Source organism: Bradyrhizobium sp. (assembly GCF_052389815.1).
Classification (GTDB): domain Bacteria; phylum Pseudomonadota; class Alphaproteobacteria; order Rhizobiales; family Xanthobacteraceae; genus Bradyrhizobium.
Genome location: NZ_JBQTHN010000023.1, coordinates 12448 through 33313, shown reverse-complemented (window position 1 = coordinate 33313; position 20866 = coordinate 12448). Strand labels below are relative to the sequence as shown.

Below are 20866 nucleotides of genomic sequence, written 5' to 3'. Positions count from 1 at the left end.
TTCCTTCCGATGGCGACAGCCGACTCATAGAGCCGGCGTGACCTCTTTCATCGGGGCCCGAACCGTCGTCCAAAAAGCCCCTTGACAATGATTACATACATAATCATAAATAGGTATGATTACGAACATAATCATTAAGCCGCCAACCACGGAGGAATCGAGATGGCACAGGCACAATCGCGCGCAGCGCGCGACAAGGTCGCCCTGATCACGGGCGCTTCCGGGGGCATCGGGCTTGCGGCCGGAGTTGCCCTGATCCGCGCGGGATATCGGGTGTTCGGCACCAGCCGTCAGGCCGCGCCCGACGAGGTGCGACAGGGCATTCATATGCTCCGCTGCGACGTCACCGACAATGAGTCCGTCAAACAACTGATCAAGGACGTCGTCGGGCTTGCAGGCCGGATCGACGTGCTCGTGAACAATGCCGGCCGCAGCCTGATCGGCGCCGCCGAGGAATCATCGCTCGATCAAGCCCAGAGCCTGTTCGACATCAACGTCTTCGGCATCCTTCGCACCACCACTGAAGTGCTGCCCATCATGCGCAAGCAGGGCCAGGGCCGGATCATCAACATCAGTTCGGTGGCCGGCTTCCTGCCCGGACCCTATACAGCGCTCTACAACGCCACCAAGCACGCCGTCGAAGGCTATTCCGAATCGCTCGATCACGAACTGCGAACATTCGGCATTCGTGTCTCACTGGTCGAGCCAGTCTTCACCCGCACCGCGCTGGAAGAGAATGGCGACAAGCCCGATCGGATCCTGAGCGTCTACGACAAGGGACGCGCGGCCATGAACGCGACCTGGCGCAACGGCATCGCTGCCGGCGATCCCGTGGAAGCCGTGGCGGACAAGGTGGTGCAGGCTGCCACCGAAAAACAGCCGAGCATTCGGTACACGCCCGGAAAAATGGCGGGCCGTCTCCGGCTGATGCGGCGCTTCATCCCTGAAAAGACCTTCGAGAAGAGCTTTCGCAAGCAGATGGGCGTGGCCGATTGACCTCTCAAATCGAGAGATCGCCAACCAAGCTGAAATGCCTCTTTCACCGAGGAGCGACCCATGAAGTACTATTTGTGCAAGTACATCCCGCCGCGCGCCGATTTTCTCGCGACCATGACCGCCGATGAGAAAGCATGGATGAAGCAGCACGGCGCGTTCCTGGATGACCTGCTCGAAAAGGGGCGGGTCGTCGCGCACGGCCCTGTCATGGACCCGAATGGCGGCTATGGCGTGTCGCTCTATCAGATCGCCGATGATCAAGACATCAAGGCGATCACCTCGGAAGACCCCATCGTGAAGAACGGCGCCGGTCACTATGAGCATCATCCGATGCTGCATCTGAAGGCCCGCGGCTAACCGTGCCGCTCCGACGATTTGTCACCACCGATCCCCGGCAGAGCAGCCCGATGCCCGAAACTCAATCAGGACAACATCCATGACGATCGCACTCATCACCGGTGCCTCAAGCGGCATCGGCGCAGTCTACGCACGCCGCCTGGCCGCACGCGGCCACGACCTCGTGCTCGTCGCTCGCGCGACCGACCGGCTCAATACCCTCGCCACCGAACTGCGCAATGCGCATGGCATTGCGGTCGAAGTCATCACCGCGGACCTGGTCGACGGCTCCCAACTCGAACCGGTTCTCCGGCGCCTCCGCTCCGATCCGCCCATCGACATCCTCGTCAACAATGCAGGCGCGGCGCTGATCGGCGATTTCGCGACCGCCGATCCAGTCAAGATGGACGAGCTGCTACGGCTGAACGTGGTCGCGCCGACGTTGCTCGCGTCCGCCGTCGTTGGCCGCATGGTTGAACGCGGCAACGGCGCGATCATCAACATCGCGTCGGTGCTGGCTCTGCTCCCCGAATATTCCCGGGGCATCTACTCCGCCACCAAGTCCTACCTGATGACGTTGTCGCAAGGCCTTGCTGCCGAGGTCGCGTCGAAGGGCGTGTATGTGCAGGCCGTGCTGCCTGCGGCCACGCGCACCGAAATTTACGAACGGGCTGGTGGCGATGTCAGCAAGGTGCCCAATGTCATGGAGGTTGAGGATCTCGTGGATGCCGCCCTGGTCGGCTTCGATCGCAAGGAACTGGTGACAATTCCGCCGGTGCCCGATGTGGCGGCGTGGGACGCCTTTGAGAAGGCGCGCGGCGTTTTGGCGGCAGGCTTCAGCAACTCCAAGCCCGCCGCGCGTTATGGGGCCTGACGGCGAAGTTGGTCGTCGCCGCCCGCTGATTTGCCCGCTCATCCTGCAAAACCCTTCAACTGACGGAGACTGATATGGGTCACGAGAACTCAAATCTTCGCACAAGCGCGCCGCATCCGGCAGCGCAAGCTGGAATGGAAGAGTGCATTTTCGCAGATTTTGACTGCCGTTTGGTCGCGAAGACGGCTACGCCCTCGAATTCAGCGCCCGCGTTGGTGAGGATCGATTGTTCGGCGTGGACCTGGTCCGGTTCAGCGAGGCCGGCAAGATGACCGATCTCGTCGTCATGTTGCGCTCGGCCAGCGTGGTGACAAAGCTGGGCGAGGAAGCAGCTCGCCGCATGGCGGCATCGAAATCACAGACTTGAACCAAACCGGGAGATGAGCACGTGGCCAAACTAGCAATCGTCGCAACGATCAAGACCGCCGCCGGCAAGCGGGCCGAATATCTAAAGCACCTGAACGCTCACGCCCAGCGTTGCAGGGCGACTGAGTCTGGCACTCTGGTTTTTGAGATACTCCTGCCGCAAGCGGAAGCCGACACCGTCATGTTGTATGAAGTATACGCATCGAGCGAAGCATTCGATGCTCACATGACCGGTGCCTCGATCCAGCAGATGAAGCGCGACGCGGCTGGCCTGCAAGTGAGCCTCAGCGGCGTGCGTTGTGACCTGGGCGATTGAGCGGATGCAAACCGGCGCCGAACCATGCCCCCTTCGCTGTCATTTGAATCGAAGACTTAGCGCCCCGATCGGCGTCGGGACCGCACGCCGGTTAACAGCGGAGGACAACTCCGCGCTCGCCGATGCGCTCGACCGACGGTCGAAGGTCGCTTTACCGGGAGCACAACTTCGGGTTACGGTGCGAAGCTGTCACGATGCAGCGTCCGATCATAGGTGAAGAAATTTCACCTGAGTTATACCGGATAGCACCCGTCGCGCCTGCGCGCGCCTAATTTTCGAACCCGACAAACACCGTAGCCTCCTCAACAGACTTCCGCTCCGACACCACCGCATTCGCCGGAAAAGTTTCATCCGGCCAGCCCAGCGCGATACTTTTCATGATGACCTGATCGTCGGCTATTCCGGCGTGCTCGCGCACCACGGGGGATTGCATGATCCCCTGGCTGTTGATCACGGCGCCCAGCCCGCGAGACCAGGCGGCATTGACCAGGGCGGTCGCCACGGCGCCGCAGTCGAAGGGCGTATCGTCGCTGCCGTCCAGTACGCGGTCATAGGTAATGATCACGCAGACAGGCGCGTCGAATTGACGGAAGCCGCGCAGGACCCAGTCCTGACGCTTGTCCTTGTTGTCGCGCTCGATCCCCATCGCGGAGAATAGTTGCTTGGCGACACCGACCTGCCTGTCGCGGTGCTTGCCTGCAAACGGCTGACCCGTGCGGAACTCGCGCGACTGCGGTATGCCTGCCACCATCCGTTCGGTGTTGCCGGCGCGGATCCGATCCAGCGGTTCGCCGGTGATGACGTAGAAATTCCAGGGCTGGGTGTTCATCGACGACGGAGCGCGCATCGCCAAACCAATGATTTCCGCAATCAGCGCCTTGGGTACCGGATCGGGTTTGTAACCGCGGATACTCCGGCGACCGAGGACAACGTCATCAAACTGCATCTGTGTGGGATTCCACTGATAACTTCTGAACAAGCTTGGATTTTCGCGGTTTCTGCACCCTCGCGCAAGCGACGGCGGTGTGTCCTCAACGGTCCAGCCACGCGGGCGCACGCCGTCGTCTAGCGAATTTCGGGATGATGAAATTGTGCCGCTGATTTGCCCGACGTGTCAAGTTTTCGGTCCAAACCGTCGGTTGCGGCGGCCGCCGGCTACTTTGCATGGGGTTGTTTTCGATATTTTTGGTGGGAGCCGCGGCGACCCGGCGCGACGGCGCCCTCCTGAAGGCGCACAGGCCTTTTCAGGCTGTTGCTCAAATCGTGGGTTTTGGTCTGGGAGGTCGAAAATTCGTGATCTTTCAATGCGGAAGGAACTCGCCCCGGCACCTGCGCGCACCCGCAAGCCATCCTGCGCCAACGTGTCGAGCGACACCAAGCCAGCTTCCACCATCGATGCGACGCCCTGCGCCAGAAGCCGCTCCAGAACTGCCATATGCGCGATCCGGAAGGTCGACAGGCTGTGATAGTTCATCGACACCCCGCCGCAGTGCTCATCCGGCGTGGTCCGCAACCTTCAACAAGCCTGCAATGCGGAGTAACGTCAGTCTCTGCCTTCGACGGCCATCGCCCGCATTCGCAAGACGACAAGAAGGACGCCATGGCCAACCAAGCCTCCGTGCTCAGCGAATCCCAGACCGCCGACGCCATGCTCCGCGCACGGGCGCGCCGGGTCGTGCCCGGCGGGATGTGGGGTCATCTCAATGCAGCGCGGCTGCCCGAAGGCTATCCGCAGTTCTTCGCATCCGCGGATGGGTGCCGTGTGCGCGACGTCGATGGGCGCGAATACATCGATTTCATGTGCAGCTGGGGGCCGGTGCTGCTCGGCCATCGCCATGCCGAGGTCGAGGCGGCGGCACGGGCGCAGGCCGATCGCGGCGACTGCATGAACGGGCCCGGCGAGGTCATGGTGGAGCTGGCCGAGGATTTCGTCGCGATGCTGCCGCATGCCGATTGGGCGATGTTCCAGAAGAACGGCGCGGACGCGACCACGAGCTGCGTGACCGTCGCGCGCGCCGGCACGGGAAGACGCAAGGTGCTGGTGGCGCGCGGCAGCTATCACGGCGCGCTGCCCTGGTGCTCGCCGAGCGTTGCCGGCATCACCGCCGAGGACCGCGCCCATCTCCTGCATTTCGAATACAACGACGTGGCGATCCTGCGCGCCGCCGCCGCGGAGGCGGGAAGCGATCTCGCCGCGACCCTCGTCACCGCGTTCCGCCACGACATGGGCCGCGATCTCGAACTGCCGACGAAAGAATTCGCCGCGGCCGCGCGGCAGGCATGCGATGATGCCGGCGCCGCGCTCATTATCGATGAGGTGCGCGCAGGCTTGCGTCTCGATATCGCCGGAAGCTGGGAGGCGCTGGGTGTGCGTCCCGATCTGTGCGCCTGGAGCAAGGCCATCGCCAACGGCCATGCGCTCGCCGCCGTCACGGGCAACGACCGCTTCCGCGAGGCGGCCACCAAAGTCTTCGTCACGGGTTCGTTCTGGTGCGGCGCGGTTGCGATGGCAGCCGCGCGCGCGACGCTCCGGATCGCGCGCGAGACCGCCGTGCCCACCAAGCTCCACACGATGGGCCTGAGATTGCGGGAGGGGGTGGCGACGCTGGCCCGGCAGCATGGCATCGCGATCCGGCAGAGCGGCCCGCCGCAAATGCCTCTCATCCTGTTCGACGCCGATCCGGAATTCCGCAAGGGCCGGGCGTTCTGCTCGGCGGCGCTGCGCCACGGCGCGTTCTTTCATCCCCAGCACAACATGTTCCTGTCGGCCGCGCATGGTCCCGCCGACATCGATGCGGCGCCGGAAGCGGCGTCGTACGGCTTTGCGGCCGTCGCCGCGCTGAAGGCGGGCGACGGGCCCTAGCAATTTCGCAGGCCGGACCGGGTGCCGCATGGCGCAAATTGCGTCGCCGTTGTGGCAAATGCTGCGCATAGTTGCGAAGCGCGCGGATTAAATCGTTTGCCGGATCATGTCGCTTCCTGCATTAGAGCGCCGTGTTCAATGGCGTCGCGCCCTGGCGCGCGCCCGAGAGTTCAGAGGGACGGTATGAATTCGAAGTTTGTCCGATACGCCGCGTTTGCGCTTCTGGCCGGTCTTGCCTGGAGCCCGGCGCAAGCCCAATCATGGCCCGAGAAGCAGATCACCTTCGTCGTGCCGTTCGCGGCCGGCGGCGGCACCGATGCGTTTGCCCGGCCGCTTGCCGCTCAGCTCGACACCCAGCTCGGCAAGCGCGTGCTGATCGAAAACCGCGCCGGCGCCGGCGGCACGGTGGGCGCCTCCGCAGCGGCAAAGGCCGCGCCGGACGGCTACACCTTCTTCGTCGGAGCGGCGCACCACGCCATTGCGCCGTCGATCTATCCCAGGCTCGATTACGACATCGAGAAGGATTTCGTCGCGGTGGCGATGATCGCACGGCCGCCGCAGGTGGTGGTGGTCAATCCCGACAAGGTCGCGGTAAGGACGCTCAAGGATTTCATCGACTATTTGCGCGCCAATCCCGGCAAGGTGAACTACGCTTCCGCCGGTGCGGGCACCACGCATCATCTCGCCGGCGAGCTGTTCAAGATCGTCACCAAAACCGATCTCCAGCACGTGCCCTATCGCGGCGCCGGGCCTGCGTTGCAGGACCTCATCGCCGGCCATGTGCCTGTCATGTTCGACGGCCTCGGCACTTCGGCAGGACCCGCGAGGGCAGGACAGCTGCGCGCCCTCGCCGTTGCGGCGCCGAAGCGGGTGACCGCGCTGCCGGACGTTCCCACTGCCGCGGAAGCCGGCCTTCCGGGCTATGAAGTGTCGACCTGGTACGGCCTGTTCGCTCCGAAGGGCACGCCGCCGGAGATCGTCGCGCGGATGATCAAGGAAGTGCGCACGGCCATGCAGACCGCGTCGATCAAGGAAGCCTGGGAGCGCAACGGCTCTGATGTCCCCGATGTGACCGGGCCAGAGTTTGCCAAGCTGGTGTCCTCGGAAGTCGAACGCTGGCGCAAGGTCGTGAACGAGGCGAACGTGAAGCTGGACTGACCCTGCGAGCCGAATTGTTCGCCACGTCCTGTGTGAACTCAGGGCGTGGCGATCAGTCCGTTGGCCGTGGCGACGATCCAGCGGTTGCCCCAGCGGACGATCGAATCGATGCGGCCGATTCCGGGCAGCGTCTCGCCCAGCGTGACCGTGCGCACGCCGTCGGGTCCTTGCAGCACGGCCGTCTGGCCCCGGACATCGAGCACGGTCCAGCCCTCGATCGTGGTCGGCCGGGTTTCCGGTGCCGGCATCAGTTGCGGGCGAGGTTCTGCGGGCGCAGCGGGCAGGCCGAGAATGGCTGCTGCCAATTTCGAGCCGTCCGGCTCGGCTCGCATCGCACTGCCGATCGGTTTGGACGCGTTGATGCTGGCGGTGACCAAGGGAGCTTGCTTGCGAATGCTCTCGCTCTTGCCGGCCGGTCGTGCTTCGGCGTGCCGGACCGGCGCATCACTTGGAGCGACCGCAACGACGGCGGAACTGTTCCAGCCGAGGCAGCCGGCCCAACCGAGCGCGACGCCGGCCAGCAGGGCGCCCGCAACCATGCCGGCGGTCCTGGCCCGCTCGCGGTGCGGCCGCAGCAGCAGCAGGGCTTCTTCCCGGATCGGTTCGAAATGATCGGCGGCATCAACGCTGACAGGCGGCGCCCTGGGAGCCGGCTCAATCTCGCGCGGAACGTTCGGCGGCTGGATCTGCATGAGCATGACCTTCGTCGGTCGATCATGATCGAACCCAGAGCTAAACGAATTCTTTACGCGGAGGGCGCCGGCCCGAAGAAATCGGGGGCTAGGGTCCCGCGATTCGGCCGAGCCGTCCGATCCCCGGCAGCTTGATGGCCGGACGACGGATATCGAAACCGATGACGGCGCCGAGCAGATTGAGCTCGAAGCCTTCGACCCAGCCGATGGTGAGGCCCAGATAGCCGGCGAGGGAAACGAACAGTCCGGTGCGCGAAGCCGTCGCGCCGAACCATCCGTCGTAGGGATAGTCCTTGCCGATCGCGGTCGGCGGCAGCACCGCCTTCAGCTCCGGCACCGCGTCGAGCGCGGCGCGCACGAACGTGTTCGAGTTGGGGCCCGGCCAAGCGCTGTAGTCGCCGTGGGTGCGGAATTTGTAGTTCTCGACGACATGGCGGATTTTCGGGATGAGACGCGCGGCGTCCTCGCCGTCGACGGCGACGATCGTTTCGGGGACCGCTCCGAACCAGCGCCCGTCGGCGACGAATCCGTTGCTGCGGATCGGTTCGCCCCACGCCGTGTAATCGTAGCGGCTGTAGGTTTGCGCGCCGCGTTCCTTGACGACGATCCAGCTATGCACGGCGAAAATGCCGCGCCAGCGTAGGGTGCGGGCGGCATAGACCCGGATGAGTGCTTCCTGGTTTCCCGATGCCGGCGGCAGCAGGCCGGCACTGGTTCGATCGGCGGTCTGCCAGTTGCCCCGGTCGGCATCGACCAGAAAATAGCGGGCGGCCGACCAGCCGATCGGCACGAGAACCAGCAACAGCAAGATGATCAGCAGTCTTCTCAACGGGAATCGGCGGCCGAACGGAGGAGAAAATCGCCGTCGAATATAGTTCATCCCGGCAGTTGTGTCAGTTCGCGCAGCCCTGCCATCCGCTCCCCGCCTTGAACTGCATGGCCGGTCCGCCTAGGCTCACCGACAATAACGACCAACAACGAGTTCACGGGACGAAACCCCTCCAATGCAGCCCGCAGAGCGGCGCCGATCCGTCTACCGCCGGGGCCTTGTCATCGTCGCGACACTGGCCACCGCGTATATGGCCAGCCATTTCTTCCGCGCCTCCAATGTCACGATCGGGATCGATCTGATGCGCGATCTGTCGATCGGGCCGGAAGCGCTGGGCGCGCTGACCGGCGCCTTCTTCTTCGGCTTCGCCGCCATGCAGATTCCCTGCGGCTTCTTCTTCGACCGCTTCGGGCCGCGGCGCACGGTGACCGGCATGCTCTTGCTGGCCACCGCCGGCGGCGTCATCTTCACGGCCGCGCCGAACTGGCCGGTGCTGCTCAGCGGGCGCGTGCTGCTCGGGGCCGGCTTCGGCGTGATGCTGATCGGCAGCATGGTGGTGATCACCCGCTGGTTCCCGCCGGACCGCTTCTCCACGCTGACCGCCATCGTCCTGTCGGTCGGCCTGCTCGGCAATCTCATCGCCACCACGCCGCTGGCGTGGGCGTCGGAGATATCCGGCTGGCGCACGGTGTTCGGCGCCGCCGTTCTCTTCACCGCGATCGCGGCCGTCGCGGTCTGGATCGTGGTGCGCGACGCGCCGGACGGACATCCCTTCCTGGAGCGCAAGCCGGAGCCGGCCTCCGAAATGCTGCGCGGCCTGATGGAGGTGCTGCGCAACCCGCGCCTGAAGCCGATCCTGGCGCTCAACTTCTTCAACTATGCCTGCACCTTCACGGTGCAGGGCCTGTGGGGCGGCGCCTACTTGCGCGAGGTGCATGGCCTTTCGCCCATCGCGGCCGGCAACGTGCTGCTCGCCGCCGTCGTCGCCTACCAGCTCGGAATGCTTTCCTTCGGCCCGCTCGACCGCATCTTCGATACCCGCAAATGGATCGCGATCTCCGGCACGCTCGTCATCGTCGGCCTGCTGGCGGCGCTGGCGATTCCCTCCGCACCGCCGACCTGGCTGTCGATCGGCGCCATCGTCGCGATGGGATTTTTCAGCGCCTCCTCCACCATGGTGATGACGCATGGGCGCGGCATCTTTCCGGACCGACTGATCGGACGCGGCATTGCGACCATGAATACCTCGGTGATGCTCGGCGTCGCCGTCATGCAGACGCTGTCGGGCATGATCCTCGGCGCCTTCGAGCCGCTGGCGAGCGGCGCCCGCACGGAAATCGCCTATCGCTCGCTGTTCGGCTTCCTCACCGTCATCCTCCTCGTCGCGATTGCAATGTACGGCCGGTCGGAGGACATCAAGCCCAGCCACGAGATGCGCCGCCTGCGGCCGGGCGAAAGTTGATGCGGCTTTCATGCTCAAGCGACATCCTGAAGCGCGATGACGATTGATCCCGCTCGCATCGCACTTCAGCGCGCCGGCTTGACCTTCTCGTATTCGGCCAGTGCCCGCTCGAACTTCTCGTTGAACAGCCACATCGCATCCATGATCTCGCGATAGGTCGCGGATGTCCGCGCGCGGTCGGCCGCACCGTAGGCGAACATGCTGTTGTTGCGCAGATAGCCCATGATCCTCGGGTCGGAAACGCGATAGCCGAGCAGGTTGCCCGACCTGAGCGCGGCCTTGGTCGGACTCGGCACGATCTGGATCAGCTCGAAGAATTTCATCTGATCGATCGGGTCAGGCAGCGTCTTCGCGATCGCGGGTATCTGCGTGAACAGCTCGGCGTGGGCGTTCATCAGGCCGTTGCGTACATTGAGCCAGTGGTTGTAGCGCGAATCCAGGTTGCCGAGCCGCGCCTCCTCCTTGTCGTCGCGCGCGATCATTTCAGGGTCGAAGGCGGCAATCCTTGGCTTGATGGCGGCCCACTTTCGCCGGCCGTTCGCATCCTCCGACACCCCGGTCTGGAAGCTGCCCTTGTACTTGTTGGAGCGCGCATTGCCGATGTTCTGGTTGCCGTTGGTCTCGGCAAAGAACAGCGCGAGGCTGATGCGGCCTGCTGTTTCCGCGTTCGCCGCATCGAGGCCCCTGGCGCGCGCAACGGCCCTGCCGAGATCGGCAACGTCCTTGAACGGCGCCGCCGAATTCTGCGCATTGGCCGGCGCGGCCTGCATGACATCGAACAGCTTGCGATATTCGTCGAGCAGCGGCTCGTTGTCTGCGTCGAAATATTGCGGCGGAATGCCGTATTTGTTGGGCCGCCCGATCCGCGACGGCTGCGCGTCGGTGAGATCCTTGTAGGTGCTCATCACGAGGTTTCGCGCCAGATAGAGCGCCTGTCCCGGCAGGTTCGGCAGCTTCTGCTTCGCGTCGATCTGGCGCCGCCGCTCGGCCAGCACCGCCTTGAACTGGCTGAGCGCGCCGTCGTAGGCGGCGAGCGCATCGCCCTGCGCCGATGCAGGCGAGACCAACCCGCCTAACACGGCGAGGATAAATCCGGCTATCAGCGCTGCGATCGTCTGCCGCACGTTCATGATGGCGAGTCCCGGCGTCGATTCATTCGCGATGATCGTACACAACAATCCTGCGCCTTGGCGAGCGGCGAGGCGCAACTCGCCGTCGATGTCCAGATGCAATCCCGGCAGGGCGCGCCGCGGCGCGCGCCTGGGGCACCGATGACTTCCCCGTGCTATCGTCCCCGGGAAGATCGAGCCTGAATGGGAAGGAAACGCAATGCGCGGTCGCCGGGTGCTGATGGAGTCCTTCGTGGCGCAGGGCGTGCGCCATATCTTCGGCAATCCCGGAACCACCGAGACGCCGCTGCTCGACAGCCTGCCGGCCTATCCGGAGATCGGCTATGTGATGGCCCTGCATGAGGGCGTCGCGGTCGGCGCGGCGAGTTTCTACGCGCAGGCCAGCGGTCGCGTCACGGTCGCCAATCTTCACGTCGCGCCCGGGCTCGGCAACGGCATCGGCGCGCTCTACGGCGCGCTCAAGGCGAATTCGCCTCTCGTCGTGACCGCCGGCCAGCAGGATACGCGGATGCGGCTGCGCAATCCCGTGCTCGGCCACGATCTCGTCGCCATGGCCGCGCCCGTCACCAAATGGAGCGTGCAGATCGAGCGCGCCGACGAGATCGCACCCATCCTGCGCCGTGCCTTCAAGGTCGCGACCGATGCGCCGCAAGGCCCGGTGTTCGTGTCGCTTCCGATCGACGTGATGGAGCAGGAGACTTCGGTGGAGGCCGGCGCTCCGGACCGGCTGTGGCGCGCGGCGGCTCCCGATCCGAATGGCGTGGCGGAGCTCGCCGCCGTTCTCCTCAGATCGCAAAGCCCGGCGATCGTCGCCGGCGATGATTTGGCGCGTAGCGGCGCCACCGATGCGCTGGTGGCGCTGGTCGAGCAGGTCGGCGCCGCCGTCTGGTTCGAAAGCCTGCGCCATCACGCTTCGTTCCCGACCGGCCATCCGAACTATCGCACGTCGTTGCCGGGCGATGCGGCGCAGATCCGTAAAGTCCTTGGGGACGCGGACCTCGTGCTGCTGCTGGGCGGTCCGTTCTTCGAGGACATCTGGTACGCCGAAGGCTCGCCCTTTCCGAATGGCGCGACGGTGCTCCAGATCGAGCAATCGCCAGACCGGCTCGCCATCAATCACCGGCTCGATGCGGGGCTGGTCGGCGATCTCGCTGGCGCCCTTGCCGCACTGTCGGAGGCGGTGCGCGCCGGCGCATCGGCGGAGTTCAACGCCGCCGCGCAACGGCGCAACGCCATGCTTGCGGCAACGCGCGCGCAGGAAAACGAGGACTACCGGGCAAGGCTGGAAAAGGCCTGGAATCGCGAGCCCATCTCGATGCCGCGCGTCACCGCGGAACTGCGTCGCGGCCTGCCCGACGATGTCGTTATCGTCGACGAGAGCATCACCGCGAGCCTCGACCTCGCGCGCGCCTTCGAGTACCGCGGCTTCGGCGACTATTTCGGCGGCCGCGGCGGCGGCATCGGCCAGGGATTTTCCGGCGCGCTCGGGGTCAAGGTCGCGATGCCCGACAGGCCCGTGGTCGCGGTCTCCGGCGACGGCTCGGCGATGTACAGCATTCAGGCGCTGTGGACCGCGGCGCACCACAGCCTCGCGATCGTGTTCGTCGTGCTGGCGAACCGCGAGTACCGCATCCTCAAGCATAATGTCGACGTCTGGCGGCAGAATTTCCAGCCCGGCACCCAGCATCCCTATCAGCAGATGGACCTGGCCGGCCCGCCGCTCGATTTCGTGCATCTGGCTGCCGGCATGGGCGTTGAAGCCGTCAGGATCGAGCAAGCGGACGGCATCGCGCCGGCGCTGGCAAAGGCCGTTGCCGCAAATCGGCCATATCTGGTGGAGATTGCCATCGAAGGAAAGCGGTGATCTCGCGCGATTCCGCCGCCCTTGGCGCGCGCTGGACAGCGGTCACGCGGCACCTTACGGATACCGGATGCGCCTTCGCTGGTCTGCTTTCATCGCCGCGTTTGCCTGCCTTGCGGCGGCGCCGCCCGACGCTGTCCTTGCCGGCCCGTCGATGTCGCCAAATGCCGGCCTGCCGGCGCTGGCAAGGCCGGTCGTGCCGATCGCCAGGGGCGATGACGATTACGACATCGATCTGATCGTTGCGCTGTCCGGCAGGTGCACGGTGTTTCGCGTCGCCGGCCAGAACCTGCCGTGCCGCGCCGTCAAGTATTTTCACGGCGAGAGCGGCCGCGCCTATTTCACCGTCGCCGTCGACGACCCCGCCGACAAGGGCCGCATTGTCTCGTTCTCCGGCGACAAGGCGCGCCGCGAGCGCAACGATTTCTACGAGCTGACGGTCGACCAGGTGCTGCTCAATTCGAAGGAGCGGCCGCTGGCCGGCGGCGTGCGCGTGCCGCGGGTCGAGCCGGCGAGCGGGTCGTGCAAGCAAATCGGCGACATCGACAGCAAGCAGATCAAGTCTGTTTCCTGCACCGCGACCGACAGAGCAGGCCGGGCTTACGAGCTGCAATTCGAGGCCGACGGCGAGCCCGCCACGGTGCAGAAGATCACGCGCGAGCCGCTGGAGTCGGTACGCCGCCGCGCAAGGCTGCGCGCGCTGAAGACGTGCCGGGTCAAGGCCGCCGAGGCGCAAATCCTGCCGCGGGACGCCGCCGCCTACATCATCAACTGCCTGGAGCAGGGCGGCGTTTCGCCGGTGTCGGGCGATCAATAGGGGCCCTTGCGAGGCGCCGGCCAATTTCCGGGAAATGCTCGGTTCCTGACATTCGCGCGGTTCCCGAGCCCAAGTGTGATCAAGATTCCTCCGCCTTTGGACCTCGATAGCAGGGTACCGGTCGACAACGCTATTGAGGAGCATCACCCAATGCCGACCAAAGATGGATTTGATCCGGCCGAACCTTTGCCTCAGTTTCTCGCTGCTCGAGCCGAGCAGGGCATGCAGGGCAGTGAGAATGATTTCGACGGAACTGTGACCACGTCGCGTGTCTTCAAGGCGGGTATCTTGATTGCAGCCGTCACGGCGACCGGCCTGGCGGTTCTGGCAATGGGAAACCCGGCTTCTATCTTTGCAGACGAGTCGGCTTCGCTGGTCGGCGATTCGTCGCCTCCGTCGGCGCCAACAACTCAATCCGCCGCTGATCCGCCGGTTGCGTCTACCGCCGATGCTCAGGCGGTGCCGCCGAACACCAACGACGCGCCGGCCCGCGCCGAAATTGCCGTAACAGAGCCAGCCGGTAAGGATCAGGCGGAAAAGAGCGAGTCATCATCCGAATCCCTGTTCAGGCAATTCCAGGTCTGGGCGGCCGAGCAAGACGCGCAGGCGCAGGGCGGGCCTGCACAGCCCGATCAAGCTGTCCCGGAGAAGATCGTGCAACCAGTACCGGCAGCGACGAATGTTCCAGCACCGGTTGCGGAGAACGTTCGCGCACCGCAGCGGCTCGTGCAAAAGCGTCGGCAAGTCCGGGCCGTCAGCAACGCGCGCGCGGAGATGCGCACGCAGAGCCTTCGAAAGCAAGTGCAGCGGGCGCCAAGTGCACGCGCCGAACGTCCGCCCGTACAGGATGCCCGAGCGCAGGACGCTTCCGCGCAGAATGCCCAGACGCCGTCGTTCCTTCCATTCTTCGGCCTGCGCAACTAGATGTGAGCTTTCAACCGTGGCGTGATCGAGCGCTCCAGCCAACGAGATGAAGCGCGATGCCTCCCAAGGCATCGTCCAAGGCATCGTCCAAGGCATCGTCGCTCTCGAAGGTTCGCCTGGATCAAGAGTTCCGGTTTGGGTCTTGTTCTGGTGCACTCCGGAAGGTGTTACACTTCTGCCGGCTGTACTGCGAAAGCCGGCAGAGCTGTTCCCTCTCACTTGCGTGCATTTTGCAGGTTTTTTCCGCCACGATGATGGAGCATCGGATGCGGACGACACGCCGAACGTTCGTGCACGCTTCCTTGGCGGCGGCCGCTGTGGCGCTCTTGCCAGCTTCTGTGCATGCCCAGGGACCACCCGCCCGCCGTGCCATACCCTCGACCGGGGAGGCCGTGCCGATGGTAGGGCTGGGGACATGGATCACCTTCAACGTCGGCGGCGATCCGGTCCTCAGGGACGAGTGCGCGAGCGTCATGGCCGCCTTCTTCGAGGCGGGCGGTCGCATGATCGATTCCTCGCCCATGTATGGCTCGTCGCAGCCGGTGATCGGCTACGGTCTTCAGAAGCTCGGGCGACCCGCCATGCTATTCTCGGCCGAAAAGGTCTGGACGTCCTCGACAACGGCAGGGCCTGCTCAGATCGAGCAATCGCGTCGCTTCTGGGGCGTGCCGAAGTTCGACCTCGTCCAGGTTCACAATCTGCTCGCCTGGAAGGCGCATCTTCGGACGCTGTTCGAGATGAAGGCGGCCGGCGCGCTACGCTATGTCGGAATCACGACGTCTGACGGGCGCCGCCATGATCTTTTCGAACAGATCATGCGGAACGAGCCCATTGATTTCGTGCAGTTCTCCTACAACGCCGTCGATCGCGAGGCGGAGCAGCGGCTGCTGCCGCTGGCGTCGGAACGCGGCATTGCCGTGATCGTTAACCGGCCATTCCGGCAGGGCGCGCTCACCCACCGGCTCAAGGATGAGCCGCTGCCCGAATGGGCGGCGGAACTCGGCGTGTCGAGCTGGGCGCAGCTGCTGCTGAAGTTCATCCTCGCTCACCCGGCCGTCACCGTCGCAATTCCGGCGACCACCCGCGTCGACCACGTGCGGGAAAACCTCCTGGCTGCCGCCGGCCCCATGCCGGATTCCGCCATGCGCCAGCGCATCTCGGCCCTCGTGAAGGGTCTTTGATGTCGGAGTGGTGGACCTACCGGGCAGAGGATTTCCTGCTGTTTTCGCCGCGCGTCTACTGGCGCATGTTCGAATTGCACAATGCGGCCCTCTGGCCTCTGCACATGCTCGCGTTCGCCGCCGGCCTCATCATCATCCTGCTCGTCGTGTGGCGGCCGAGAAGGAGTTCACGATGGCTCGCTCTGCTGCTCGCAATTCCATGGATGTTCGTTGGGTGGTCCTTCCTGTGGAACCGCTATGCGGCCATCAACTGGGCTGCCGTCTATGTCGCGCCGGCCTTCGCCGTTGAAGGCGTGCTGCTCTTGATGGCCGGGCACGTGCCCGGCGGCCTCGCCTTCGACCGGCGGGGGTTTGCGCGTTGGACGGGATATCTCATCCTTGCCTTCGCACTCGCCGGGCAGCCCTTGCTTGCGCCGCTGCAGGGACGTGGCTGGGCTACGTCCGAGGTGTTCGGCATCGCGCCGGATCCGACCGCGATCGCAACGCTCGGCCTACTGCTTCTCGCTCGCGGCAGGCTTTGGCCATTGCTCCTGCCGATCCCGGTTCTCTGGTGCCTCCTGAGCGGAATAACCTTACGGACGATGGGAGAGTTGCAAGCGTGGGCTGTCTTTGCCGCACCGGCACTCGCCGCTGCCGCCGGGATCTGGACGATCATCCATCGGCGCGGGTCACCTCAACCGCGTAATGCGCGAACAAGCAGCGACAAGCCGTAGGCGCGGGCTCTGCCCAACATCATGACTGGCAGCCGGAAGCTCGAGACGACTGCTTGTGAATCGTTCCTTGCTGCATCGCGAAAGCTGCGTCATTTTCCAATGCACTCGCCTCTTGAATCTCCGGCCCGGCTTGCGACACTGACATGGTAGTTGAATGGATTGCCGCCGGAGATTGACATGGCCAGCACACGGTCGCCGAACGATCCGTCTGCCTATCTCGAGAGCCTGATGCAGGCCGGCCAGCAATCCTTCAAGCAGTTCGACGACGCCATGGCGGCGGCGATGGGCCTTGCCGACAAGCCGGCGGAGGGGCAGACATCGCCGTTCGTCGCCGCCGCCAATCTGCAGCGCGACGCCGTCCTGCAGTTCTGGAAGTTCTGGAATGCGACGCTGGTCAAGGCGCTCGGCGTCGAATCCAACGTCCAGCCCGGCAAGGGCGACCGCCGCTTCCTGGACAATGCCTGGGTGACGACGCCCTATTACGACCTGCTCAAGCAGTCCTATCTGCTCGGCTCGAAGCAATTGACCGAATTCGTCGAGCAGGCCCAGGTCGACGAAAGGACAAGGCTGCAGCTGAAGTTCTACGCGCGGCAGTTCATCGACGCGATGAGTCCGTCGAACTTCCCCGTCACCAATCCGGAAGTGATCCGCACCGCGATCCAGACCCGCTCGGCGAGCCTTGCCGCCGGCATGCAAAACCTGATCGAGGATGTCCAGAAGGGCCGCATCACCCGCGTCGACGAATCCAGGTTCGAGGTCGGCGGCAATCTCGCCAACACGCCGGGCTCGGTGATCTACGAGAACGAGCTGATTCAGCTGATCCAGTACACGCCCGTCACGGCGGAAGTCGAGAAAACGCCGCTTCTGATCGTGCCGCCCTGCATCAACAAGTATTACCTGCTCGATCTCGGCAAGGGCAACTCCTTCGTCGAATACGCGGTGGCGCAAGGCCACCACGTATTCCTGGTTTCCTGGCGCAGCGCGGTACCGGAGACCGGGCATCTGACGTGGAACGATTATCTCACGCTCGGTCCTCTGAAGGCGATCGACGTGGTGCGCGAGATCGCCGGCGTCGACAAGGTGCATGCGCTCGGCTTCTGTGTCGGCGGGACGATCCTGAGCTGCGCGGCCGGCGTGCTGGCCGCGCGCGGCGAGGACAAGCTTTCGACCCTCACGCTGCTCACCACCATGATCGATTTCGCCGATACCGGCGATATCGGGCTTTTGATCGATGCCGGCCATGTCGTGCTGCGCGAGGCGACCATCGGCAATGGCGGCATTTTGCCCGGCAAGGAGCTTGCCTTCACCTTCGGCACGCTGCGCGCCAACGATCTGATCTGGCGCTACGTGGTCGACAGCTACCTGAAGGGCGCGACGCCCGACGCGTTCGACCTGCTGTATTGGGATTCCGACAGCGTCAGCCTGCCGGGTCCGATGTACTGCTGGTACACCCGCAACACCTATCTGGAGAACAAGATCAAGGAGCCCGGCAAGACCACGCAATGTGGCGAGGATATCGACCTGTCGCAGGTGAAAGTTCCGGTCTATCTGCTCGCCTCGCGCGAAGATCACATCGTGCCCTGGAAGAGCGCCTATCTCTCAAAGAACATCATCGGCAAGGAGCCGCGCTTCGTGCTGGCGGCGAGCGGCCATGTGGCCGGCGTGATCAATCCGCCGGCCAGGAACCGGCGCAGCCACTGGCTCAACGATGACGTCAGCGGCGATGCCGAGGCCTGGCTCGACAAGGCGGAGGAACATCCGGGCAGCTGGTGGGGCGATTGGGACGCCTGGCTGAAGCACCATTCCACCGGCACGGTCGCAGCGCCTGCCGAGCCGGGCAGCGCGGCCTATCGCGTCATCGAGCCCGCGCCGGGCCGTTATGTGAAGCTGAAGTCAAATTGAAGCGATTTGCTTCGCTCAAATGCAGGGCGCCGGTTTAGCGCTTCTGCAATCGGCGTGCGGCCATCGTAACGGCACTCGAAAACGGGGCCGATGCGATGATCGACGACAAGGTGAGAATCAGGTGCCCGGGCTGCACCAGGATGTTCCGCGAGCGCGCATCGCGTGTGCGCGACGGCTTTCAGGTCAATTGCCAGAATTGCAGCAAGCTGCTGACGCTCAACCGCGACTCCGAGGATCCGTTCATTCGCCGCGCGCTGAAGTCGGCGCGCGATATTCGCGCTGCGCTGGAAGCGGTGCCGGTGACGACCCGGGTCGATCAGTCGGCGCGGAGCATGTAAGGCGGCGACACTCGCTGCGACGGTGGCGTCGGCTCACCTCTCCCCGCCCTTTCGCGGGGAGAGGCCGGATCGCATCGCAGATACGATCCGGGTGAGGGGCCGGGCACGGCATCTCCGCGGCGACGGTCCTTCCGGCCTCATTCCAGAAGAGAGGATTCGGTGAGTGCAGCCGTGCAACGGACGTCTCGCCTCGCCCCTCACCCGCCGCCTTCGCTGAGTTTATCATCGGGCGGCGCCTCGCGCCGACCCGTTGGCTTCGGCGTCGACCTCTCCCCGCAAGAGAGCGGGGAGAGGTGAGCGTCCGCAAGTCTACTGCACGAACTTCACGCCATAGGTCTTGCCGCGGCGCCAGACCACTTCGCATTCGTAGCGGCCGGGGTGTTCCGGCATCAGGGTCAGCCCGAAGCGGTCGCGTACGTCGATGGCGACGTCGGTGACGATCTTGGCGCCGCCCGGCGAGACGTCGAGCACGGTGCATTCGCGCTTGGCGTCGCCCTCGCCGAAGGTGATCCAGGTGACGCGGTTGCGCAGCTGCCGCCGCGGCTCGCGCTGCATCCTGACTTTCGGGTCTACCATGCCCATGGCGATCGCTCATCTTAAGCCGCTTCCCAGTGGAAGCGTTCGATCCGGCAGGATGCGGCAGGACCCGTAAAACCGGGCTTAGCCGATTGCGTGCAAATTTACGCGCTTTGTTGCTATCCTGCCGGTTCGTTCCGACAGCAAACGAGAAGGGTTGACCGCCAATGAGCACCCCCACCACCCGCGTCATGCACCGCAATTTCCGCGCAATGCCGCCGACGGCGGCGAGCGGCGAGGGCGTGTGGCTGGTGACGGACAGCGGCCACCGCGTGCTGGATGCGTCCAGCGGCGCCGCGGTCTCCTGCCTCGGGCATCAGCATCCGCGCGTGATCGCGGCGATGAAGCGGCAGGCCGACAAGCTTGCCTATGCCCATACCGGGTTCTTCACCTCAGCCCCAGCCGAAGAGCTGGCGGAGCGGCTGGTCGGCGACGAGCCCGGCGGGCTTGCTTACGTCTACTATGTCAGCGGCGGATCGGAGGCGATGGAGGCCTCGATCAAGATCGCGCGGCAATATTTCATCGAGTGCGGGCAGCCGCAACGGGCGCATTTCATCGCGCGCCGCCAGAGCTACCACGGCAACACGTTGGGGGCGCTGTCGGCGGGCGGCAATGCCTGGCGCCGCGAGCCCTATGCGCCGTTGCTGTCCGGCGCGTTCAGCCATGTCACGCCGGCCTTCGCATATCATGAGAAGCGGGACGATGAGTCCGAGACCGATTTCACGGCGCGGCTGGCCGCAGAGCTCGAAGCCGAATTCCAGCGCCTCGGTCCCGACAAGGTCGCCGCCTTCATCGCCGAGCCGGTGGTCGGCGCCACCGCCGGCTGCGTGACCGCGCCGGAGGGCTATTTCCGCGCCGTGCGGGAGATCTGCAACCGCCATGGCGCGCTGCTTATTTTCGACGAGGTGATGTGCGGCATGGGCCGCACCGGCACCCTGCACGCCTGGGAGCAGGAAGGCGTCTCGCCGGACATCCAGGCCATCGCCAAGGGCCTCGGCGGCGGCTACCAGCCGATCGGTGCGATGCTGGCGAATGCGCGCATCGTCGATACGATCCGCGACGGCTCCGGCGCGTTCCAGCACGGCCACACCTATCTCGGTCACCCCATGGCCTGCGCCGCCGCGCTGGAGGTGCAGAAGGTCGTGGCCGAGGAAAACCTGCTCGATCGTGTGAAGCAGCGCGGCGCCTTTCTCGAGCGCCGGCTGGTCGAGCGCTTCGGCAATCACCGCCATGTCGGCGACGTCAGGGGCCGCGGCCTGTTCTGGGCGGTCGAGCTGGTCGCCGACCGTGCGAGCCGCACGCCGTTCGATCCCGCGCTCAAGCTCAATGCGAAGATCAAGGCGGCCGCCTTCGCGCGCGGGCTTGCCTGCTATCCGATGGGCGGCACGGTGGACGGCCGCATCGGCGACCATATCGTGCTGGCGCCGCCCTTCATCGTCGGCGAAGGCGACGTCGACATGATCGTCGACCGGCTGGGTGCGGCCGTGGACGAGGTGTTGAAGAGCGCAGGGCATTAGGGAGCGAAGATCGGG

General features: G+C 64.9%; 21 protein-coding genes and 1 pseudogene. 16 read left to right on the top strand and 6 right to left on the bottom strand.

The annotated features are described in order from the left end of the window. Window positions 1–162: 162 nt before the first annotated feature. The 5 genes from ACT4OC_RS05685 to ACT4OC_RS05665 all read left to right on the top strand — a co-directional run bounded on the left by ACT4OC_RS05685 (window position 163) and on the right by ACT4OC_RS05665 (window position 2888). Window positions 163–996: an oxidoreductase gene (locus tag ACT4OC_RS05685; RefSeq protein WP_444837993.1), complete on the top strand. Its 834-nt coding sequence runs from the start codon at window positions 163–165 to the stop codon at window positions 994–996. A gap of 60 nt (window positions 997–1056) precedes the next feature. Next, on the top strand, window positions 1057–1353 hold the full coding sequence (locus tag ACT4OC_RS05680; protein WP_444837992.1) for a YciI family protein: 297 nt from the start codon (window positions 1057–1059) through the stop codon (window positions 1351–1353). A gap of 79 nt (window positions 1354–1432) precedes the next feature. Further along, window positions 1433–2206, top strand: coding sequence for an SDR family NAD(P)-dependent oxidoreductase (locus ACT4OC_RS05675; RefSeq protein ID WP_444837991.1), 774 nt, complete (start codon window positions 1433–1435; stop codon window positions 2204–2206). Between the two features lie 226 nt (window positions 2207–2432). Next, a complete protein-coding gene (locus ACT4OC_RS05670; protein WP_444837990.1) occupies window positions 2433–2573 on the top strand; it encodes a hypothetical protein in 141 nt (46 codons plus the stop codon). Window positions 2574–2594: 21 nt separating this feature from the next. After that, the gene (locus ACT4OC_RS05665) at window positions 2595–2888 is read left to right on the top strand and encodes a putative quinol monooxygenase (protein WP_444837989.1); all 294 of its coding nucleotides are present in this window, start codon (window positions 2595–2597) and stop codon (window positions 2886–2888) included. 268 nt (window positions 2889–3156) lie between these two features. Here the strand turns inward: ACT4OC_RS05665 and ACT4OC_RS05660 are convergent, their stop codons facing one another. Beyond that, window positions 3157–3834 (bottom strand): nitroreductase, encoded by a 678-nt coding sequence (locus ACT4OC_RS05660; protein WP_444837988.1) that lies wholly within the window; start codon window positions 3832–3834, stop codon window positions 3157–3159. Between the two features lie 350 nt (window positions 3835–4184). Then, window positions 4185–4377 (bottom strand): annotated as a pseudogene (locus ACT4OC_RS05655) (IS5/IS1182 family transposase); the annotation flags it as partial. Between the two features lie 111 nt (window positions 4378–4488). Between ACT4OC_RS05655 and ACT4OC_RS05650 the strand changes: the two are divergent. Together ACT4OC_RS05650 and ACT4OC_RS05645 are read left to right on the top strand one after the other, a co-directional pair. Further along, the gene (locus ACT4OC_RS05650; RefSeq protein WP_444837987.1) at window positions 4489–5751 is read left to right on the top strand and encodes an aminotransferase class III-fold pyridoxal phosphate-dependent enzyme; all 1263 of its coding nucleotides are present in this window, start codon (window positions 4489–4491) and stop codon (window positions 5749–5751) included. Between the two features lie 183 nt (window positions 5752–5934). Further along, entirely contained in the window at window positions 5935–6909 is a 975-nt protein-coding gene (locus ACT4OC_RS05645) for a Bug family tripartite tricarboxylate transporter substrate binding protein (protein WP_444837986.1), read from the top strand. 38 nt (window positions 6910–6947) lie between these two features. Here ACT4OC_RS05645 and ACT4OC_RS05640 read toward each other — a convergent pair whose 3' ends face one another. Next, window positions 6948–7607: a hypothetical protein gene (locus ACT4OC_RS05640; protein WP_444837985.1), complete on the bottom strand. Its 660-nt coding sequence runs from the start codon at window positions 7605–7607 to the stop codon at window positions 6948–6950. Window positions 7608–7689: 82 nt separating this feature from the next. Continuing rightward, complete coding sequence (locus tag ACT4OC_RS05635) at window positions 7690–8418, bottom strand: DUF3750 domain-containing protein (RefSeq protein ID WP_444838007.1); 729 nt, start codon at window positions 8416–8418, stop codon at window positions 7690–7692. A 187-nt stretch (window positions 8419–8605) separates the two neighbouring features. Between ACT4OC_RS05635 and ACT4OC_RS05630 the strand changes: the two genes are divergently transcribed. Beyond that, entirely contained in the window at window positions 8606–9892 is a 1287-nt protein-coding gene (locus tag ACT4OC_RS05630; protein ID WP_444837984.1) for an MFS transporter, read from the top strand. A gap of 65 nt (window positions 9893–9957) precedes the next feature. Here the strand turns inward: ACT4OC_RS05630 and ACT4OC_RS05625 are convergent, their stop codons facing one another. Further along, window positions 9958–11022 carry a hypothetical protein gene (locus ACT4OC_RS05625; protein ID WP_444837983.1) on the bottom strand — a complete coding sequence of 355 codons (1065 nt, stop codon included), beginning with the start codon at window positions 11020–11022 and terminating at the stop codon, window positions 9958–9960. A 199-nt stretch (window positions 11023–11221) separates the two neighbouring features. Here ACT4OC_RS05625 and ACT4OC_RS05620 point away from each other — a divergent pair, with 199 nt between their 5' ends. The 7 genes from ACT4OC_RS05620 to ACT4OC_RS05590 all read left to right on the top strand — a co-directional run bounded on the left by ACT4OC_RS05620 (window position 11222) and on the right by ACT4OC_RS05590 (window position 18758). Next, the gene (locus tag ACT4OC_RS05620) at window positions 11222–12886 is read left to right on the top strand and encodes a thiamine pyrophosphate-binding protein (RefSeq protein WP_444837982.1); all 1665 of its coding nucleotides are present in this window, start codon (window positions 11222–11224) and stop codon (window positions 12884–12886) included. A 67-nt stretch (window positions 12887–12953) separates the two neighbouring features. Then, on the top strand, window positions 12954–13700 hold the full coding sequence (locus ACT4OC_RS05615) for a hypothetical protein (RefSeq protein WP_444837981.1): 747 nt from the start codon (window positions 12954–12956) through the stop codon (window positions 13698–13700). A 75-nt stretch (window positions 13701–13775) separates the two neighbouring features. Beyond that, entirely contained in the window at window positions 13776–14624 is an 849-nt protein-coding gene (locus ACT4OC_RS05610; RefSeq protein ID WP_444837980.1) for a hypothetical protein, read from the top strand. Window positions 14625–14890: 266 nt separating this feature from the next. Beyond that, window positions 14891–15805, top strand: coding sequence for an aldo/keto reductase (locus ACT4OC_RS05605; protein WP_444838006.1), 915 nt, complete (start codon window positions 14891–14893; stop codon window positions 15803–15805). Continuing rightward, window positions 15805–16518 (top strand): DUF6064 family protein, encoded by a 714-nt coding sequence (locus tag ACT4OC_RS05600; protein ID WP_444838005.1) that lies wholly within the window; start codon window positions 15805–15807, stop codon window positions 16516–16518. The genes ACT4OC_RS05605 and ACT4OC_RS05600 overlap by 1 nt, the downstream gene beginning before the upstream one ends. A gap of 177 nt (window positions 16519–16695) precedes the next feature. Next, window positions 16696–18420 carry a PHA/PHB synthase family protein gene (locus ACT4OC_RS05595; RefSeq protein ID WP_444837979.1) on the top strand — a complete coding sequence of 575 codons (1725 nt, stop codon included), beginning with the start codon at window positions 16696–16698 and terminating at the stop codon, window positions 18418–18420. Between the two features lie 95 nt (window positions 18421–18515). After that, window positions 18516–18758 carry a hypothetical protein gene (locus ACT4OC_RS05590; protein ID WP_444837978.1) on the top strand — a complete coding sequence of 81 codons (243 nt, stop codon included), beginning with the start codon at window positions 18516–18518 and terminating at the stop codon, window positions 18756–18758. Window positions 18759–19067: 309 nt separating this feature from the next. Here the strand turns inward: ACT4OC_RS05590 and ACT4OC_RS05585 are convergent, their stop codons facing one another. Further along, on the bottom strand, window positions 19068–19340 hold the full coding sequence (locus ACT4OC_RS05585) for a PilZ domain-containing protein (protein WP_444837977.1): 273 nt from the start codon (window positions 19338–19340) through the stop codon (window positions 19068–19070). 161 nt (window positions 19341–19501) lie between these two features. Here ACT4OC_RS05585 and ACT4OC_RS05580 point away from each other — a divergent pair, with 161 nt between their 5' ends. Next, a complete protein-coding gene (locus ACT4OC_RS05580; RefSeq protein WP_444837976.1) occupies window positions 19502–20851 on the top strand; it encodes an aspartate aminotransferase family protein in 1350 nt (449 codons plus the stop codon). Window positions 20852–20866 lie beyond the last annotated feature (15 nt).

Excerpts from the sequence above, each read along its gene's own strand:
- ACT4OC_RS05685 (WP_444837993.1), top strand. The coding sequence starts at position 163 with ATGGCACAGGCACAATCGCGCGCAGCGCGCGACAAGGTCGCCCTGATC.
- ACT4OC_RS05680 (WP_444837992.1), top strand. The coding sequence starts at position 1,057 with ATGAAGTACTATTTGTGCAAGTACATCCCGCCGCGCGCCGATTTTCTC.
- ACT4OC_RS05675 (WP_444837991.1), top strand. The coding sequence starts at position 1,433 with ATGACGATCGCACTCATCACCGGTGCCTCAAGCGGCATCGGCGCAGTC.
- ACT4OC_RS05660 (WP_444837988.1), bottom strand. The coding sequence starts at position 3,834 with ATGCAGTTTGATGACGTTGTCCTCGGTCGCCGGAGTATCCGCGGTTAC.
- ACT4OC_RS05650 (WP_444837987.1), top strand. The coding sequence starts at position 4,489 with ATGGCCAACCAAGCCTCCGTGCTCAGCGAATCCCAGACCGCCGACGCC.
- ACT4OC_RS05645 (WP_444837986.1), top strand. The coding sequence starts at position 5,935 with ATGAATTCGAAGTTTGTCCGATACGCCGCGTTTGCGCTTCTGGCCGGT.
- ACT4OC_RS05640 (WP_444837985.1), bottom strand. The coding sequence starts at position 7,607 with ATGCTCATGCAGATCCAGCCGCCGAACGTTCCGCGCGAGATTGAGCCG.
- ACT4OC_RS05630 (WP_444837984.1), top strand. The coding sequence starts at position 8,606 with ATGCAGCCCGCAGAGCGGCGCCGATCCGTCTACCGCCGGGGCCTTGTC.
- ACT4OC_RS05625 (WP_444837983.1), bottom strand. The coding sequence starts at position 11,022 with ATGAACGTGCGGCAGACGATCGCAGCGCTGATAGCCGGATTTATCCTC.
- ACT4OC_RS05620 (WP_444837982.1), top strand. The coding sequence starts at position 11,222 with ATGCGCGGTCGCCGGGTGCTGATGGAGTCCTTCGTGGCGCAGGGCGTG.
- ACT4OC_RS05615 (WP_444837981.1), top strand. The coding sequence starts at position 12,954 with ATGCGCCTTCGCTGGTCTGCTTTCATCGCCGCGTTTGCCTGCCTTGCG.
- ACT4OC_RS05605 (WP_444838006.1), top strand. The coding sequence starts at position 14,891 with ATGCGGACGACACGCCGAACGTTCGTGCACGCTTCCTTGGCGGCGGCC.
- ACT4OC_RS05600 (WP_444838005.1), top strand. The coding sequence starts at position 15,805 with ATGTCGGAGTGGTGGACCTACCGGGCAGAGGATTTCCTGCTGTTTTCG.
- ACT4OC_RS05595 (WP_444837979.1), top strand. The coding sequence starts at position 16,696 with ATGGCCAGCACACGGTCGCCGAACGATCCGTCTGCCTATCTCGAGAGC.
- ACT4OC_RS05590 (WP_444837978.1), top strand. The coding sequence starts at position 18,516 with ATGATCGACGACAAGGTGAGAATCAGGTGCCCGGGCTGCACCAGGATG.
- ACT4OC_RS05585 (WP_444837977.1), bottom strand. The coding sequence starts at position 19,340 with ATGGGCATGGTAGACCCGAAAGTCAGGATGCAGCGCGAGCCGCGGCGG.
- ACT4OC_RS05580 (WP_444837976.1), top strand. The coding sequence starts at position 19,502 with ATGAGCACCCCCACCACCCGCGTCATGCACCGCAATTTCCGCGCAATG.